This window comes from Pseudomonas sp. P5_A12, assembly GCF_056400685.1.
Genome location: NZ_JBFUKU010000012.1, coordinates 1 through 15,596, shown reverse-complemented (window position 1 = coordinate 15,596; position 15,596 = coordinate 1). Strand labels below are relative to the sequence as shown.

Here is a 15,596-nt window from a genome sequence, read left to right as displayed (position 1 = left end):
GAGTCGTCCCGCCAACCTTTTTGCAGCAGGGTGATTTCCATGATGGAACCAGTATCCACAAGCAGGTGCGATTCACCGCTACTTCAAGCCTTCGTCGACAATCGACTGATCCTGGTCAAAATTGCAGCCCGTATCACCGGGTGCAGGTCACGCGCTGAAGACGTGGTGCAGGATGCGTTTTTCCGGCTGCAATCAGCACCGGCGATCACATCGTCCTTCAAGGCTCAGCTCAGCTATCTGTTCCAGATCGTGCGCAACCTGGCGATCGACCACTACCGCAAGCAGGCGCTGGAACAAAAGTATTCCGGCCCTGAAGAGGAAGGTCTGAACGTGGTGATTCAAGGTGCCTCCCCCGAGACCTCGCACATCAATTTCTCGACCCTTGAGCACATTGCCGATGCACTGACGGAGCTGCCGAGCCGTACCCGCTACGCCTTTGAGATGTACCGCCTGCACGGGGTGCCGCAGAAGGACATTGCCAAGGAACTCGGTGTATCGCCGACCCTGGTGAACTTCATGATTCGCGATGCGCTGGTGCACTGCCGCAAGGTATCGGGGAGTCGTGCGGATACCTTTGCTCGTCGCTAAATCTGAAATCGGCGTCGCCCCATTCGCGAGCAGGCTCGCTCCMACATTGGATCTGCGGTGAACAAGCGATGTGTGAGCACTGGAGATCTACTGTGGGAGCGAGCCTGCTCGCGAAGGCGGACTCAAGCCCCCTATAGATCTTGAGCCTTAAGCATCAAGCCAACGAACACCGATCAAAAAACCGCTCCCGCCCCAACACCATCAACGCCGCGCGCTTGTGCGGAAAGTCGAACTCCTTCTCGCAGTAAAAGCCCTGCCCCTGCATGTGCCCGATCATCCTGGCGTTGTCGGCCCGAGGCTCGGCCACCACCCGCTGGGTACGCGGATCGTCGAGAAACAGGTAATGCACCAGCGCCGATAACCAGCTCGCGACTTTGCGTGGCCCCCGGTGGTTTTCTTCACCCACCAGCATGTGAATACCACGGTCATAATCGCCAGCGTCATAGAACGGCGCGATGCGATCTTCCTTGGCCCAATACGCTTCAAAATAGGCAAACGGCTGATCATCGAAACAGCCAATCAAGGTCACCGTGTGCGGGTCCGCCGCCAGTTTGCTCAGGTATTGGCGATGTTGTTCGAGGCTGCCCTCCTCCTGCCAGAAACTCGCTACGCGCGGGTTGTTCTGCCAGCGATTGAAACGCTCCAGGTCCTGTTCAATGTCCACCGTGCGCAGGGAAATCCAGGCACCGAGGCGCGCATCAAAGCGCCGATAGACTTCAYCGCACGGCTTCAATGGACGCAGCGGATGGCGCTTGCTATCGCTGATGACCGGATGTTGTGGGTAACTGGGCGTCGGTCCCTTGACCAGCCATGGCTGCGGCAATTGCCAGAACAGTGTGCGCAAGCAGTGATATTGGCCAACCACTTCGCCGGGAATCAGCAAGCCGCTGAGCAGGGCCTGGATGGGCGTTTCATCGAGCTGCCAGGTCAGGCGCTGACAGGCTGGATCACGGGCAAACAGCCAATAACACGCCGATTGAATGGCCTGTCCGACGGGATGGCCAAAATGTTTTTCTACCTGCACCTGTAACTCGGACTCACGACTCAGGTGCAGCTGAATCAGTGGCTGCCCTCGCAGGCTGAAGTGCAGCCGGTTTTCGGTTTCATCCGCTACAAGCGGTCCTTCGAAAGGCAACACCAGGGCAGTCAGGTCATTCAGATTGGGCATAGGTCGGGCTCACGATATCGTTGACTATTCATTGAGGGACGTGAGTCCGACCCGGAAATTTAGCTGTGATTAGCGTAAACCTTAGAGCGACCTGACCCAAATATTGTGGAAGGCATAATCATTACCGCCGCCAGTGGCGACATGGCTAACAATCCGCAACTCCATCAGAGACGAGTCCGCGGTAAAAGCACCTTTAATTTCAATATCGGTCGTGGTTGAAATGTCTGTCGCTACCACAACGTTCTGCGATTCAGAATCGAGAGAGAGTTTCGGTAGTGCACCTCCGGTGCCCGATCTGCGCACCGTCACTCCGAACTCATAAAGTCTGCCTGCCACCAGATCCTCATAACTCTTTTTCAACACAATGCCGGCAGAGTTATTGGTGTAGGTGCGGTTAAGCAAGAGGTGAGTTTCCCCATCCTTGAGGAGAGTGAGATCCCTCGGATCAGAAGCTGCCTCGCCCCTCATCCAGCCATTCCAGTCATCAGTGCCATCACTTTCTGAAAATGTCGTTTCATCCTCATAAGGCTTACGCACCTCAAGACTCAATGGCGGGAACAGCACCGGGCAAGCACAGCTACATCCATCCAGGGCGGCCTGAAAAACAAATACAACATGACTCAGATCTTTCAGGCCAAGGAAATAGTCCCAGGCGATGTTTCTGAACCAACCTTCATCGACTTCCTGTTGTGTTAAAGGCTCCGCGTTGACTACGCGAAGCATCTTCGGTTTTCCGTCCTCGCCCTGGCCGCAGACATGCAACGTCGTTTGTTGGCCAACCGACATGAATGGAAAGCGCTTCACTTGGACGGTGACACCCGATGAACCATCTGGCCTTTGCAAGGAAAGTACTTTATCAACAGCTTGCGTCACGTCGGGAGACGGTACGCAGCAAAGAGAGACCAATACTGAATCTGACATGGAAGAAGTCCTTTCTGGATAAGTATCACGCCCAGTTATGGGTCTAATACCGGAAAGTCATCTAAACGCGGTCAAAACCCCACCGTCTACTGTCAAATTTGACAGTAGGTCCAACCAAATACATGGTTTCTGACAAACGGAATACCACAACGCTTTTCCCGCCATGCTGTACCAGTCAAACCTTCGGCACCGGCACCACGGCAATTTTGTACGGTTCGAAAATCTTCAGCATCTGCCCGTTATCCCGTAATWCTTGCAGCAACTTGCCAAACGCCTCACCACTGATGGGTGCGGCGGGACTGAGAATGGCATGGTGACGATAGACCTGATCGATGCGCTGTGACACCAGCATCTGATCACCGACTTTCTCATTACGCAGCAGGTAATCGCTCAGGTAGGAGCGGGTCACCAGGGCAATGTCGGCCCGACCGCGCAACACCATCAGCAAGTTGCTGTCATGGGAATAGGTCAGCGTAGCGTTGTAGTTTTGCGCAAGGAATTTCGAATCGGCATTGAAGTTGGCAAATTCGTAGTGATAGCCACTGAACAGGGCCAGCCGCTTACCCGTGAGTTGCGCAAAGTAGTTTTGCTGGCGGTCCGGCAACTGCTGCGCGACAAAGATCTCGGCGTCTTCCAGGCCCATGTCGACAGTGATATGCGGGATGTCTTTCCAGCCCCAGTCCGGGTTCTCGAAAATCGCCATGTCGATCCGGCCTTGCTTGAGATCACCAAAGCGTCGGGGAATGGAGGTGGGCACCAGGACAAACTGAAAGTCGCTTTGCAGGTGATTCAAATCTTCGATCAATTGTGGTAGCAGGCCGGTGTCGACACCGGATTCAGGGCGGATGGTATAGGGCGGAAAATGGGCGGCGCCCACCCGTACCGTTTGCGCAGCGTGGGACGGCAATACCCATAGCGTCGTGAGCGATGCCAGCAATAGCCGCGAAGCCGTCCTGATTGGCGAAGACATCAAAACAACCCACTCCCTGAAAAGTACGCATCAATGCAATCAAGTTAGGCGGTTTCGGCCACTTGGCCAGCTCCCTTTGACCGGCACAACCCTACTGCTTTTCTTCCAGTACGAGAATCAAGGCTTCATCGGCCAATTGATCGAGGTTCATGCTGCCGTCCGCGCGAAACCAGGTGGTGGTCCAGGACAACGCGCCCGTCAGGAAACGACGCGTGATGAACACATCGCCGCGAATAAAACCCGCTTCTTTGGCTTCACCCAACACCTGCAGCCAGATGTCTTCATAAATGTCACGCAAGGCCAACACCTGCGCCTGCCCATCCTCGGACAACGAGCGCCATTCATAGACCAGCACCGCCATGGCTTCGCCGCGGCCCCCCATGATCGACTGCAATTCGCAGCGAATCAGCGCCAGCACTCGTTCGCGCACAGTGTTGGCCTCGGCGAGGGCTGCACGCATCAATGCCATGTTGTAGCGGATCGTCTCTTCCATCACCGCGCGCAGGATTTCATCCTTGCTCTTGAAGTGATGAAAAATGCTGCCTGACTGAATGCCCACGGCACCCGCCAGATCGCGCACGGTGGTGCGTTCATAACCTTTGTTACGGAACAGGTGAGCCGCCACTTGCAGCAATTTGCCGCGGGCGCTGTCCGGGTCGGTCAATTGGCCGTTGTCGACCAATTCGCGCATGACCCTCAGGGCTTTTTGCTCGTCCACCCGTTCTCTCCTACAGTCGATCAATCCAATACGCCGCTCGCCGCTGAAACTGCGGGGTTGCGCGGGCAATTTAAGCTGGCGACGGCCACCTAGCAAGCGCTCGGCCATAAGATATTCCAGGCATTTACAAACCAAGCGCTTGCTTGGTAGTCTCGATTCACTTCACTGGGAGGTGGCTATGCAGTTGACTGTGCCTAAAACGATTCGCATCGGCTGCGCCAGCGCCTTCTGGGGTGACACCTCGACCGCCGCCGCGCAACTGGTGGAAGGTGGGCGTCTGAATTACCTGGTCTTCGACTATCTGGCCGAAATCACCATGTCGATCATGGCCGGCGCAAGGATGAAAGACCCACAGGCCGGCTATGCGGGCGACTTCATCGAAGTCCTCAGCCCATTGTTGGGGCAACTCGCTGAACAGAAGATCCGCGTCATCAGCAACGCCGGAGGCGTCAACCCATTGGCCTGCGCCGCCGCGCTGCAATCGGCCTGCGACAAGGCCGCAGTGGCGCTGAAAATCGCGGTGGTGCTGGGTGATGACCTGCAACCGCAGTTCAAACAGCTGAGCAGCAGCGCTATTCATGAAATGTTCAGCGGCGCCCCCTTGCCACCTATGTGTGTTTCGACCAACGCCTACCTTGGCGCACCCGGCATCGTCGAAGCGCTTCGGCTGGGTGCGGACATCGTCATCACCGGGCGCGTGGTCGACAGCGCCGTGGTCAGCGCGGCGCTGGTGCATGAATTCGGCTGGTCCTGGCACGATTACGACAAACTGGCACAGGCCGCGCTGGCCGGCCACATCATCGAATGCGGCGCTCAATGCACCGGCGGCAATTTCACCGACTGGCGCCAGGTGCCCGATTACGAACACATCGGTTTCCCCATCGTCGAGGTCAGCGCCGACAGCCAGTTCATCGTCAGCAAACCTGAAGGCTCCGGCGGCCTGGTCACGCCCCTGACCGTCGGCGAGCAGATGTTGTATGAAATCGGCGACCCGCGGGCTTACCTGCTGCCCGATGTGGTCTGCGATTTCACTCAAGTCAAACTTCAGCAACAAGGCAAGAACGCGGTTCAGGTGCACGGTGCCAAGGGCCTGCCGCCGACAGGTCAATACAAAGTCAGCGCGACATATCTGGACGGTTTTCGCTGCACCGCCAGTTGCCTGATCGCGGGCATCGATGCCGTCGACAAGGCGCGGCGGGTCAGCGAAGCGATCATCAACAAGACCTCGGAGATCTTCAGCCAGCGCGGCTGGGCGCCCTACAGTGAAGTGAACATTGAATTGCTCGGTAGCGAGGCCACGTATGGCCCCCACGGCCAACGCCAGGACAGCCGCGAAGTGGTGATCAAACTCGCCGTGCGCCACCCGAGCAAACAAGCCTTGATCGTGTTCTCCCGGGAAATCGCCCAGGCCGCAACGGGCATGGCGCCGGGGTTGACCGGGATTGTCGGCGGACGGCCGACGGTGTATCCGCTGATCCGGCTGTTCTCCTTCCTTATCGACAAAACCGCCTGCACGCTGGACATTGATTTCAACAGCCAGCGCCACCCCTGCGCCCTCCCCGCCGTCGATGTGCTCGACCCGGATGACTTGCCTGTCCCGTTCGATCCACCGCAGCCCAAAGACCGCGCCGACGCCAGCGTGGCCCTGATCAAACTCGCGGTCGCCCGCTCTGGCGACAAAGGCAATCACAGCAATATCGGGGTCATGGCCCGTGAGCCGGAGTACCTGCCGTGGATCGCCGAAGCGCTGACGCCGGAGGTCATTGTCGACTGGATGAGCCACGTCCTCGATCCCGTTCACGGACGTGTCGGACGCTGGTATCTGCCCGGCACCCAGAGCCTTAATTTTCTACTGGAAAACGCCCTCGGCGGCGGTGGCGTGGCCAGCCTGCGGATCGACCCGCAAGGCAAAGCCTTCGCCCAGCAGCTGCTGGAGATCCAGATTCCGGTGCCTCAGCGCATCGCCGACCAAGTCAACTAGAGGACTGTCGCCATGGCTTACGATTCGATTTTCAAAGCCGATTTGTTTGYAGGCCAAACCATCATTGTCACCGGTGGCGGCAGTGGCATCGGCCGCTGCACCGCCCATGAACTGGCGGCCCTCGGCGCGCATGTGCTGTTGGTCGGGCGCAAGGCCGACAAGTTGAAAAGCGTCGCTGTCGAGATTGCCGAAGACGGTGGCAAAGCCGATTGGGCGGTCTGCGATATTCGCGAGGAAGAAGCGGTCAAGCACATGGTCAGCGAGTTGATTCGCAAACACGGGCCGATACACGGGCTGGTCAACAATGCCGGCGGTCAATTTCCTGCACCGCTGGCCTCGATCAATCAGAAAGGGTTCGAAACCGTCGTGCGTACCAATCTAGTGGGCGGTTTCCTGATGGCCCGGGAAGTGTTCAATCAATCCATGAACAAGCATGGCGGCGCCATCGTCAATATGCTCGCCGACATGTGGGGCGGCATGCCCGGCATGGGGCATTCCGGCGCGGCGCGCTCGGGCATGGATAACCTGACCAAGACTGCCGCTTTCGAATGGGGTTACGCCGGGGTGCGGGTCAATGCGGTGGCGCCAGGCTGGGTCGCGTCCAGCGGCATGGACACTTACGAAGGTGCCTTCAAAGCGGTAATTCCAACCTTGCGCGAACACGTGCCGCTCAAACGCATCGGCACCGAATCGGAAGTCAGCGCGGCGATTGTGTTCCTGCTCAGCCCGGCAGCGGCGTTTGTCAGCGGCAGCACTTTGCGCATTGACGGCGCCGCCAGCCTCGGCGGGCGGGCGTGGCCGATTCACAAGGCTACGAACAGTGAGTCGTATAACGGTTTTCACCGGGCCTATTTACCTGACGTGCTCCAGGACAAGGAATAAGCCATGCCGGTGATTCAGTCGCAAGTGGACCCGTTCAGCGCGCAGTTCGCCCAGAACCGCGCAGCGATGCTGGCCGTGATCGAACACGTTCGCCAACTCGAACAAAACCTGTTGAACAAGGCGGCCGAAGCCAAGCCAAAATTCGACAAGCGCGGGCAACTGCTGCCACGCGAGCGCCTCAACCTGCTGCTCGACCCCGGCGCGCCGTTCCTCGAACTGGCGAGCCTGGCCGGCTACAAGCTGCATGACGACAAGGACGGCAGCGCGGCCGGGGGCGGTTTAATCGCCGGGATCGGTTACGTGTCCGGCGTACGGGTGCTGGTGGTGGCGAACAACAGCGCGATCAAGGGCGGCACCATTTCCCCCAGCGGTTTGAAAAAGTCCCTGCGCCTGCAACAGATCGCCATGGAGAACAAACTGCCGGTGATCACCCTCGCCGAAAGCGGCGGCGCCAACCTGAATTACGCCGCGGACATTTTCGTCGAAGGCGCGCGCAGCTTTGCCAATCAGGCGCGGATGTCGGCCATGGGTCTGCCACAAATTACGGTAGTGCATGGCTCGGCCACCGCGGGCGGCGCTTATCAGCCGGGACTGTCGGATTACGTGGTGGTCGTGCGTGGCAAGGCCAAGCTGTTTCTCGCCGGCCCGCCACTGCTCAAAGCGGCAACCGGTGAAGTCGCCACCGACGAAGAACTGGGCGGCGCCGAGATGCACGCGCAAACCGCCGGCACCGCCGAGTACTTGGCCGAGAACGATGCCGACGGCGTACGCCAGGTGCGCGAAATCGTCAGCCTGCTGCCGTGGAACGATCAATTGCCCTGGCGCCCCGAACGTCGCTGGGAAGAACCGCTCTACCCCATCGACGAGCTGCTGGGCCTGATCCCGGATGACCCGAAAAAACCCTATGACGTACGCGACATCATTGCCCGGATCGCCGACGGCTCGAATTTCCTTGAATTCAAAGGCGAGTTCGATCAGCAGACTGTCTGCGGCCAACTGAAAATCCAGGGCCGTGCCTGCGGCTTCATCGGCAACAATGGCCCGATCACGCCCAAGGGCGCCAGCAAGGCCGCGCAGTTCATCCAGCTCTGCGACCAGAGCCAGACGCCGCTGCTGTTTTTCCACAACACCACCGGGTTCATGGTCGGTACCGAATCGGAACAACAAGGCGTGATCAAGCACGGCGCCAAGATGATTCAAGCGGTAGCAAACGCGCGGGTGCCGAAACTGACGATTGTCGTCGGCGGCTCCTATGGCGCTGGCAACTACGCCATGTGCGGTCGCGGCCTCGACCCGCGCTTCATCTTCGCCTGGCCCAACAGTCGCACCGCGGTGATGGGCGGTGCCCAGGCCGGTAAGGTGCTGCGTATCGTCACCGAAGCCAAGCAGCTCAAGGACGGTCTGGTGCCGGACCCGAAAATGCTCGACATGCTCGAACAGGTCACCGCGCAGAAACTCGACAGTCAGTCCACCGCCCTCTACGGCAGTGCCAATCTGTGGGACGACGGGCTGATCGATCCACGGGACACCCGGACATTGCTCGGTTACTTGCTGGATATCTGTCACGAGGCCGAGGTGCGGCCGCTGCAAACCAACAGTTTTGGTGTCGCGCGATTTTGATGACGCAGAGCGTCCAAGGCTGCATTCCCACGCAGAGCGTGGCAACGATCAAGGAGAACAATAAAAATGATCTTCACCCAGGAACACGAAGCACTGCGTCGTACCGTCCGCCAATTCGTCGATCACGAGATCAACCCGCACGTCGAAGAATGGGAAAAGGCCGGCCGTTTTCCGATCCACGAGATCTTTCGCAAGGCCGGTGACCTCGGCCTCTTGGGCATATCAAAACCGGAAAAATTCGGCGGCATGGGGCTCGACTACAGCTATTCGATCGTCGCGGCCGAAGAGTTCGGCACCATTCATTGCGGCGGCATTCCGATGTCCATCGGCGTGCAGACCGACATGTGCACCCCGGCGCTGGCGCGGTTCGGTTCCGATGAATTGCGTGATGAGTTTCTGCGCCCGGCCATCACCGGCGAACAGGTCGGTTGCATCGGCGTCTCCGAAGTCGGCGCCGGCTCCGACGTTGCCGGGCTGAAAACCACCGCCCGCAAGGACGGCGACGACTACGTGATCAACGGCAGCAAGATGTGGATCACCAACTCGCCCTGCGCCGACTTCATCTGCCTGCTGGCCAACACATCGGACGACAAACCGCACATCAACAAGTCGCTGATCATGGTGCCGATGAACACGCCAGGCATCAGCCTCAGTTCGCACCTGGACAAGCTCGGCATGCGCAGCTCGGAAACCGCCCAGGTGTTTTTCGACAACGTGCGTGTGCCGCAACGCAACCGCATCGGCCATGAAGGCGCCGGGTTCATGATGCAAATGCTGCAATTCCAGGAGGAACGCCTGTTCGGTGCGGCGAACATGATCAAGGGCCTGGAGTACTGCGTCGACAGCACCATCGAGTACTGCAAGGAACGTAAAACTTTCGGCAATGCGCTGATCGACAACCAGGTGATCCACTTCCGTCTGGCGGAGCTGCAAACCGAAATTGAATGCCTGCGGGCGTTGGTCTACCAAGCCACCGAGCAATACATCAAAGGCCGGGACGTCACCCGCCTGGCTTCCATGGCCAAACTCAAGGCCGGGCGCCTGGGCCGTGAAGTCAGCGACAGCTGCCTGCAATATTGGGGCGGCATGGGTTTCATGTGGGACAACCCGGTCGCTCGCGCTTACCGCGACGTGCGGCTGGTGTCGATTGGCGGCGGCGCCGACGAAATCATGCTGGGGATCATCTGCAAACTCATGGGGATCCTGCCGGGGAAAAAGAAATGAGCACCCTGCCCGATTGCCAGACGTTGCTGTTGGAGGCACATAACGGTGTGCTGCACATCACCCTCAATCGCCCGCAAAGCCGCAATGCAATGAGCCTGCAAATGGTCGCCGAACTGCGCGCGGTATTCGCGGCGGTGCGTGATGATCGAGCAGTTCGGGCATTGGTGATCGGCGGTGCCGGCGGGCATTTCTGTGCCGGCGGCGACATCAAGGACATGGCCAATGCACGCGCCCAAGGCCCGAGCGCCTATCGGGAGTTGAATCGGGCATTCGGCGCGTTGCTGCAAGAGGTGCAACACGCGCCACAAGTCGTGATCACGGTACTGCAAGGCGCGGTGTTGGGCGGCGGTCTGGGGCTGGCCTGCGTCAGCGACGTCGCCTTGGCCGATCACTTGGCGCAGTTCGGTTTGCCGGAAACCAGCCTCGGATTGCTGCCCGCGCAAATAGCGCCCTTTGTGGTCCAGCGTATTGGCCTGACCCAAGCCCGGCGCCTGGCGCTGACCGCCGCGCGTTTCGACGGTACACAGGCGCGGCGGATGGGCCTGGTACATTTTGTCGAGCATGACGCGCAAGCACTGGCCGAGCGCCTCGATGAAATCCTCGCCCATGTGCTGTGTTGCGCACCGGGTGCTAATGCGACGACCAAAAAACTTCTGCTGGCGAGTGCCGGGCAGCCGTCGGATGCGTTGCTGGATGACGCGGCTCAGTGGTTTAGCGAAGCGGTGACGGGGGCTGAAGGAGTCGAAGGGACCATGGCTTTTGTGCAAAAGCGTAAACCGGGGTGGGCCACTTAAAAAGCTTCGCGAGCAGGCTCGCTCCCACATTGGATCTGTGTTCGCTGAAGATCCCCTGTGGGAGCCGGGCTTGCCCGCGATGAGGCCATCACATTCACCGCAAATTTCAAGGGAAGAACCCATGCCCGGACTCAGCAAAATCCTGATCGCCAATCGCGGTGAAATCGCCTGCCGCCTCCAGCGCACCGCCCAGGCGCTGGGCTATCGCACCGTCGCCGTCTTCAGCGATGCCGACGCCGACGCCCTGCACGTGCAAATGGCCGACGAAGCCGTCAACATCGGCCCGGCCCCGGTGCAGCAGTCTTATCTGAACATCCCGGCGATCATCGATGCCGCCCGGCGCACCGGCGCTGATGCGATCCACCCCGGCTACGGCTTCCTCTCGGAAAACACCCACTTCGCCCTTGCCTGCCGTGACGCTGGCATCACCTTCATCGGCCCCAGCCCCGAAGCCATTGAGCTGATGGGCAGCAAGCGCCTGTCGAAAATCGCCATGATCGACGCTGGCGTGCCGTGTGTTAAAGGCTATCAAGGCGCCGAACAGGACGACGCAACCCTGAGCCGCGAAGCCGAACGCATCGGTTACCCACTGATGATCAAGGCCAGCGCAGGGGGTGGCGGACGTGGCATGCGCCTGGTGCAGGACGCCAGCGAGTTGCTTGAACAACTGCGTACTGCACGCTCCGAAGCGCAGCACGGTTTTGGCAGCGATGAACTGATCCTCGAACAAGCTTTGATCGACCCACGCCACGTCGAGATACAGCTGTTTGGCGATCAGCACGGCAACCTGATCTACCTCGGCGAACGCGACTGTTCGATCCAGCGGCGCCATCAAAAAGTCATCGAAGAAGCGCCCTGCCCAGTGATGACCCACGAGCTGCGTCAAGCCATGGGCGAGGCCGCGCTCAAGGCGGGTCGGGCAGTGAATTACGTCGGCGCGGGCACGGTGGAGTTTCTGCTGGATGCGCGCGGGCAATTCTACTTTCTGGAGATGAACACCCGGCTGCAAGTGGAACACCCGGTGACCGAACTGATCACCGGGCTGGACCTGGTGGCCTGGCAACTCCTCGTTGCCGAAGGGCAGCCGCTGCCGTTGCGGCAGGAGCAAGTACAGCTCAACGGCCATGCCATGGAAGTGCGTCTGTACGCCGAAGACCCGACTCACGACTTTCTACCCCAGACCGGTCAAGTCACGGCTTGGGAACCGGCGTTGCCGGGCGGCGTACGAATCGATCATGGCCTGATTGAAGGCCAGGACATCAGCCCGTTCTATGACCCGATGCTGGGCAAGATCATCGCCCACGGCGCAACCCGCGAAGAAGCCCGGCGCAAGTTGCTGCGGGCGGTGCAGGACAGCGTGCTGCTGGGCGTGCAGAGCAATCAGCGCTTGCTCGCCAGTCTGCTACAACACCCGCAGTTCATCAGCGGCGAGTTCAGCACCGGGTTCATCCCGACCTGCTTCGCTGACGATCCGTGTTTGCGGGCCCATGTCCCGAGCGCTGCAGAATTGGCCATCGCCGCGGTGCTGTTCTATCAAGCGTCGGCACAGACTCACCCGGCACCACTGGCCGGCTGGCGCAACAATGCCAGCGTGCCCTTGCACTATCGCATCGGTTTGAATGAACAGGACTGGCCGGTGGAGCTGAATGCCTCGCCTGATGGGTCATTTCGGATTCGAGTGGCCGAGCAGTTTCTGGAATTGAAGATCATCCGCTGCGACGGGCGCGGGGCAAGGCTGGAGATCGACGGTATTCACCAGCGTCATGCCTATCGCCTCGAGGCCGGGCACCTCTGGTTGTTCACCCGCCCCGGCAGTTTGAAACTGCTGGACCGGACCCGGGCGCTGGTCAGCAGCCAAGCCAGCGTCAGTACCGGCACACTCAAGGCGCCCATGGACGGTGCCATCGTCGACGTGCTGGTCACCGAGGGCAGCCCGGTCAGTAAAGGCCAGCTGTTGGTGGTGCTCGAAGCCATGAAAATGGAACACCCGCTCAAATCGGGTATCGACGGGGTGCTTAAACGTTTGCAGGTGCAGGTCGGCGATCAGGTTAAAAATCGTCAGATTTTGTTGGAGGTCGAATAAGCCGCTAGGCGGATCCGTCGGGTTTGGCTACGCTCATGCCCTATCAGGACGCGGATACCAGGAACCCTGCAATGCCTCACTGGCTGGTGATAGATCTGGAAGCCACCACGGATGAGGGTGGCTGGCCAGTTACGGAAATGGAAATCATTGAAATCGGTGCCACCCTGGTGGACCGCAAAGGTCGCGAACTGGACCACTTCCAGCGTTTCGTGCGGCCGTTGCGTCGGCCCTTGCTTACACCGTTTTGCCGGGAGCTGACGCACATAACCCAAGGCAATATCGATACCGCGCAACCTTTGACCGAGGTTTGGCCTTCATTCGAGCGCTGGCTGGGACACCATCATTCACGACTGGAAGGTTGGGCGAGCTGGGGGGACTACGACCGCAAACAGTTGGTCCAGGAATGGGAGTGCCTGCAACTCGACAGCGCCCTCAGCCGAGTGCCGCACATGAACCTCAAGCAGCGCTTTGCCAAGGCCAGACGGCTGGAGCGTCCGCTGGGGCTCAATGGCGCCTTGCAACTGGCGGGCATGCAGTTCACCGGGCAGCAACACCGCGCGCTGGAGGATGCGCGCAATACCGCGCGCTTGTTGCCGCTGATTCTCCCCGTCTAGAGAGGTGACGGCGCACAAGGCCTTGTGCATACTGGCCGGCCTTTTTAGCCCTTTCCGAGGAATCGCCCATGTTTAAAGTCAACGAGTACTTCGACGGCACCGTCAAGTCGATCGCCTTTGGCACCGCTGAAGGTCCTGCGACCATCGGCGTCATGGCTGCGGGCGAATACGAATTCGGCACCAGCCAGCGTGAAATCATGCACGTGGTCAGCGGCGCCCTGACCGTCAAGCTGCCTGACAGCGACGGCTGGGAAACTTTCGCTGCCGGCAGCCAGTTCAACGTGCCTGCCAACAGCAAGTTCCAGCTGAAAGTGGCCGTCGACACCGCTTACCTGTGTGAATACCGCGGCTAAACCCGAGGGTTCACAGCGAAAAAAAATGCCCGTGTCGCAGGACACGGGCATTTTTCATTCAACGGGCTTTTATTCGAGAATCGTCACTGGCATCCCGACTTCGAGACGACCGTTGCTGTCGTTGACCAGGTTCTGGCCGAACATCGCGCCATCGGCCTCGGAGCGGTATTTCTGCAACGTGGCCAACGGTTCGCGGTCATCGCTGCGTAAACCGGTTTGCGGGTCGATGGTGGTCAGAATGCAGCGTGAACAGGGCTTGACCACCCGGAACTCGACATCGCCGATGCGGATGCGCTTCCAACCATCTTCGGCGTAGGCTTCGCTGCCCTCCACCACCAGGTTCGGTCGAAAGCGCAGCATTTCCAGGGAGCGCCCGACCTTTTGCGACAAGTCCTCCAGGGACGCCTGTCCGATCAGCAATAACGGGAAACCATCGGCGAACGCCACCTGATCATCGTCCTTGCCGAAACCGGCCTCTGTGGTGCGCGCACGATCAACGGGAACCTGCACCAGGCGAGTCGGTTTGCCAATGAAGGCGCTGACCCAGGCACCCGCCTCGTCACCGGCATCCGGCACCCGCAAGGTGTCGCGCCAGATGGTCACGCCACGTAGTTCAGCGTCGCTGGCAGGCAAGGCGATATCGATCGGCGAGCGGCCCGGGGCACTCAGGGTCAAGCCGCCTTTGGCATTCCACAACGCCGACAACTGGCTCATTGACGCCACCGCGCGCTGGGTCAGAAAGCGCCCGCTGGCCTCGTCCACCAGCATCCAGCGTCGATCACCGTCCACACCCAGCTTGTCGAGCCCGACTTGCTGCAAGGTCTCGCCCTTGCCGGATTTCAACGGATAACGATAAAGCGCGCTCAGACGCAGCATGGCCAGCTCCCTGGTGGGCAAAAAAGGCCACCCTATACGAGCTTGATCAACGAATCAAAGGCTGACATGACTGCCAGCCTGCCGCACCGTGATCAGGCTGGCACTTCGTCGAGCATCAGGCGCTGGCGCACCACGTCGACGAGTTTGTCGGGCTGGAATTTTGACAGGAAGTTGTCGCAGCCGACTTTCCTCACCATCGAGTCGTTGAAGCTGCCCGACAGCGAGGTGTGCAGGACCACGTAAAGTCCACGCAAACGCGGGTCATTACGGATTTCGGTGGTCAGTCGATAGCCATCCATTTCCGGCATTTCTGCGTCGGTGAACACCATCAGCAGTTTGTCGGTCATGGACACACCTGTATCCGCCCAGGCCTTGAGCATGTTCAGCGCCTTCAGGCCGTCGCTGGCAATGTGCATTTTCACGCCCAGTTGACCCAGGGTGTCTCGCAATTGCGACAAGGCGACGCTGGAGTCGTCGACCAGCAGCACTTCCCGGCCCCGGGCGCGTTGCAGTATGGGGTCGTCGAGTTTTTCGCGGGAGACTTTGGCGCTGTACGGCACGATTTCGGCCAGGACTTTCTCGACATCRATGATTTCCACCAACTGGTCATCGACCTTGCTGATCGCCGTGAGGTAATGCTGACGACCGGCGCTGGTCGGCGGCGGCAGAATGGCTTCCCAGTTCATGTTGACGATGCGGTCCACCCCCCCGACCAGAAACGCCTGCACCGAACGGTTGTACTCAGTGACAATGATCGTGCTGGTCGGACTAGGGACCAGCGGGCGCATGCCTATGGCCTGGGAC

Annotated in this window: 15 protein-coding genes; 9 read left to right on the top strand and 6 right to left on the bottom strand. The window is 59.7% G+C overall.

Annotated elements, in window-relative coordinates; translation table 11 throughout:
* The first annotated feature begins 39 nt into the window (after positions 1-39).
* Complete coding sequence (locus tag AC1DSG_RS03365; protein ID WP_007943290.1) at positions 40-588, top strand: RNA polymerase factor sigma-70; 549 nt, start codon at positions 40-42, stop codon at positions 586-588.
* A gap of 154 nt (positions 589-742) precedes the next feature.
* On the opposite strand, the gene AC1DSG_RS03360 is transcribed toward AC1DSG_RS03365, so the two are convergent.
* From AC1DSG_RS03360 to AC1DSG_RS03345, 4 genes are all read right to left on the bottom strand, one after another.
* Positions 743-1,756: a GNAT family N-acetyltransferase gene (locus tag AC1DSG_RS03360; protein WP_477789580.1), complete on the bottom strand. Its 1,014-nt coding sequence runs from the start codon at positions 1,754-1,756 to the stop codon at positions 743-745.
* Between the two features lie 81 nt (positions 1,757-1,837).
* On the bottom strand, positions 1,838-2,677 hold the full coding sequence (locus AC1DSG_RS03355) for a sugar-binding protein (protein ID WP_477789579.1): 840 nt from the start codon (positions 2,675-2,677) through the stop codon (positions 1,838-1,840).
* A 175-nt stretch (positions 2,678-2,852) separates the two neighbouring features.
* On the bottom strand, positions 2,853-3,647 hold the full coding sequence (locus AC1DSG_RS03350; RefSeq protein ID WP_477789578.1) for a substrate-binding periplasmic protein: 795 nt from the start codon (positions 3,645-3,647) through the stop codon (positions 2,853-2,855).
* A gap of 91 nt (positions 3,648-3,738) precedes the next feature.
* Positions 3,739-4,365, bottom strand: coding sequence for a TetR/AcrR family transcriptional regulator (locus tag AC1DSG_RS03345; RefSeq protein ID WP_477789608.1), 627 nt, complete (start codon positions 4,363-4,365; stop codon positions 3,739-3,741).
* Positions 4,366-4,555: 190 nt separating this feature from the next.
* Here AC1DSG_RS03345 and AC1DSG_RS03340 point away from each other — a divergent pair, with 190 nt between their 5' ends.
* The 8 genes from AC1DSG_RS03340 to ppnP all read left to right on the top strand — a co-directional run bounded on the left by AC1DSG_RS03340 (position 4,556) and on the right by ppnP (position 13,916).
* Complete coding sequence (locus AC1DSG_RS03340; RefSeq protein ID WP_477789607.1) at positions 4,556-6,346, top strand: acyclic terpene utilization AtuA family protein; 1,791 nt, start codon at positions 4,556-4,558, stop codon at positions 6,344-6,346.
* 12 nt (positions 6,347-6,358) lie between these two features.
* Entirely contained in the window at positions 6,359-7,228 is an 870-nt protein-coding gene (locus AC1DSG_RS03335) for an SDR family oxidoreductase (protein WP_477789577.1), read from the top strand.
* Between the two features lie 3 nt (positions 7,229-7,231).
* On the top strand, positions 7,232-8,848 hold the full coding sequence (atuC, locus tag AC1DSG_RS03330; protein ID WP_477789576.1) for a geranyl-CoA carboxylase subunit beta: 1,617 nt from the start codon (positions 7,232-7,234) through the stop codon (positions 8,846-8,848).
* A gap of 66 nt (positions 8,849-8,914) precedes the next feature.
* Positions 8,915-10,072: a citronellyl-CoA dehydrogenase gene (gene atuD, locus AC1DSG_RS03325; RefSeq protein WP_477789575.1), complete on the top strand. Its 1,158-nt coding sequence runs from the start codon at positions 8,915-8,917 to the stop codon at positions 10,070-10,072.
* On the top strand, positions 10,069-10,866 hold the full coding sequence (locus AC1DSG_RS03320; RefSeq protein WP_477789574.1) for an enoyl-CoA hydratase/isomerase family protein: 798 nt from the start codon (positions 10,069-10,071) through the stop codon (positions 10,864-10,866). The genes atuD and AC1DSG_RS03320 overlap by 4 nt, the downstream gene beginning before the upstream one ends.
* Positions 10,867-10,987: 121 nt before the next feature.
* On the top strand, positions 10,988-12,949 hold the full coding sequence (locus AC1DSG_RS03315) for an acetyl/propionyl/methylcrotonyl-CoA carboxylase subunit alpha (RefSeq protein WP_477789573.1): 1,962 nt from the start codon (positions 10,988-10,990) through the stop codon (positions 12,947-12,949).
* A 71-nt stretch (positions 12,950-13,020) separates the two neighbouring features.
* The gene (locus AC1DSG_RS03310) at positions 13,021-13,563 is read left to right on the top strand and encodes a 3'-5' exonuclease (RefSeq protein WP_477789572.1); all 543 of its coding nucleotides are present in this window, start codon (positions 13,021-13,023) and stop codon (positions 13,561-13,563) included.
* A gap of 68 nt (positions 13,564-13,631) precedes the next feature.
* Entirely contained in the window at positions 13,632-13,916 is a 285-nt protein-coding gene (gene ppnP / locus AC1DSG_RS03305; protein WP_477789571.1) for a pyrimidine/purine nucleoside phosphorylase, read from the top strand.
* A 69-nt stretch (positions 13,917-13,985) separates the two neighbouring features.
* Here ppnP and AC1DSG_RS03300 read toward each other — a convergent pair whose 3' ends face one another.
* Together AC1DSG_RS03300 and AC1DSG_RS03295 are read right to left on the bottom strand one after the other, a co-directional pair.
* On the bottom strand, positions 13,986-14,792 hold the full coding sequence (locus tag AC1DSG_RS03300) for an MOSC domain-containing protein (protein ID WP_477789570.1): 807 nt from the start codon (positions 14,790-14,792) through the stop codon (positions 13,986-13,988).
* Between the two features lie 92 nt (positions 14,793-14,884).
* Positions 14,885-15,596, bottom strand: a 712-nt coding sequence (locus AC1DSG_RS03295) for a chemotaxis protein CheV (protein ID WP_477789569.1), incomplete at its 5' end; no start/stop codon positions are given.

Excerpts from the sequence above, each read along its gene's own strand:
- AC1DSG_RS03355 (WP_477789579.1), bottom strand. The coding sequence starts at position 2,677 with ATGTCAGATTCAGTATTGGTCTCTCTTTGCTGCGTACCGTCTCCCGAC.
- atuD (WP_477789575.1), top strand. The coding sequence starts at position 8,915 with ATGATCTTCACCCAGGAACACGAAGCACTGCGTCGTACCGTCCGCCAA.
- atuC (WP_477789576.1), top strand. The coding sequence starts at position 7,232 with ATGCCGGTGATTCAGTCGCAAGTGGACCCGTTCAGCGCGCAGTTCGCC.
- AC1DSG_RS03315 (WP_477789573.1), top strand. The coding sequence starts at position 10,988 with ATGCCCGGACTCAGCAAAATCCTGATCGCCAATCGCGGTGAAATCGCC.
- AC1DSG_RS03320 (WP_477789574.1), top strand. The coding sequence starts at position 10,069 with ATGAGCACCCTGCCCGATTGCCAGACGTTGCTGTTGGAGGCACATAAC.
- AC1DSG_RS03310 (WP_477789572.1), top strand. The coding sequence starts at position 13,021 with ATGCCTCACTGGCTGGTGATAGATCTGGAAGCCACCACGGATGAGGGT.
- AC1DSG_RS03300 (WP_477789570.1), bottom strand. The coding sequence starts at position 14,792 with ATGCTGCGTCTGAGCGCGCTTTATCGTTATCCGTTGAAATCCGGCAAG.
- ppnP (WP_477789571.1), top strand. The coding sequence starts at position 13,632 with ATGTTTAAAGTCAACGAGTACTTCGACGGCACCGTCAAGTCGATCGCC.
- AC1DSG_RS03365 (WP_007943290.1), top strand. The coding sequence starts at position 40 with ATGATGGAACCAGTATCCACAAGCAGGTGCGATTCACCGCTACTTCAA.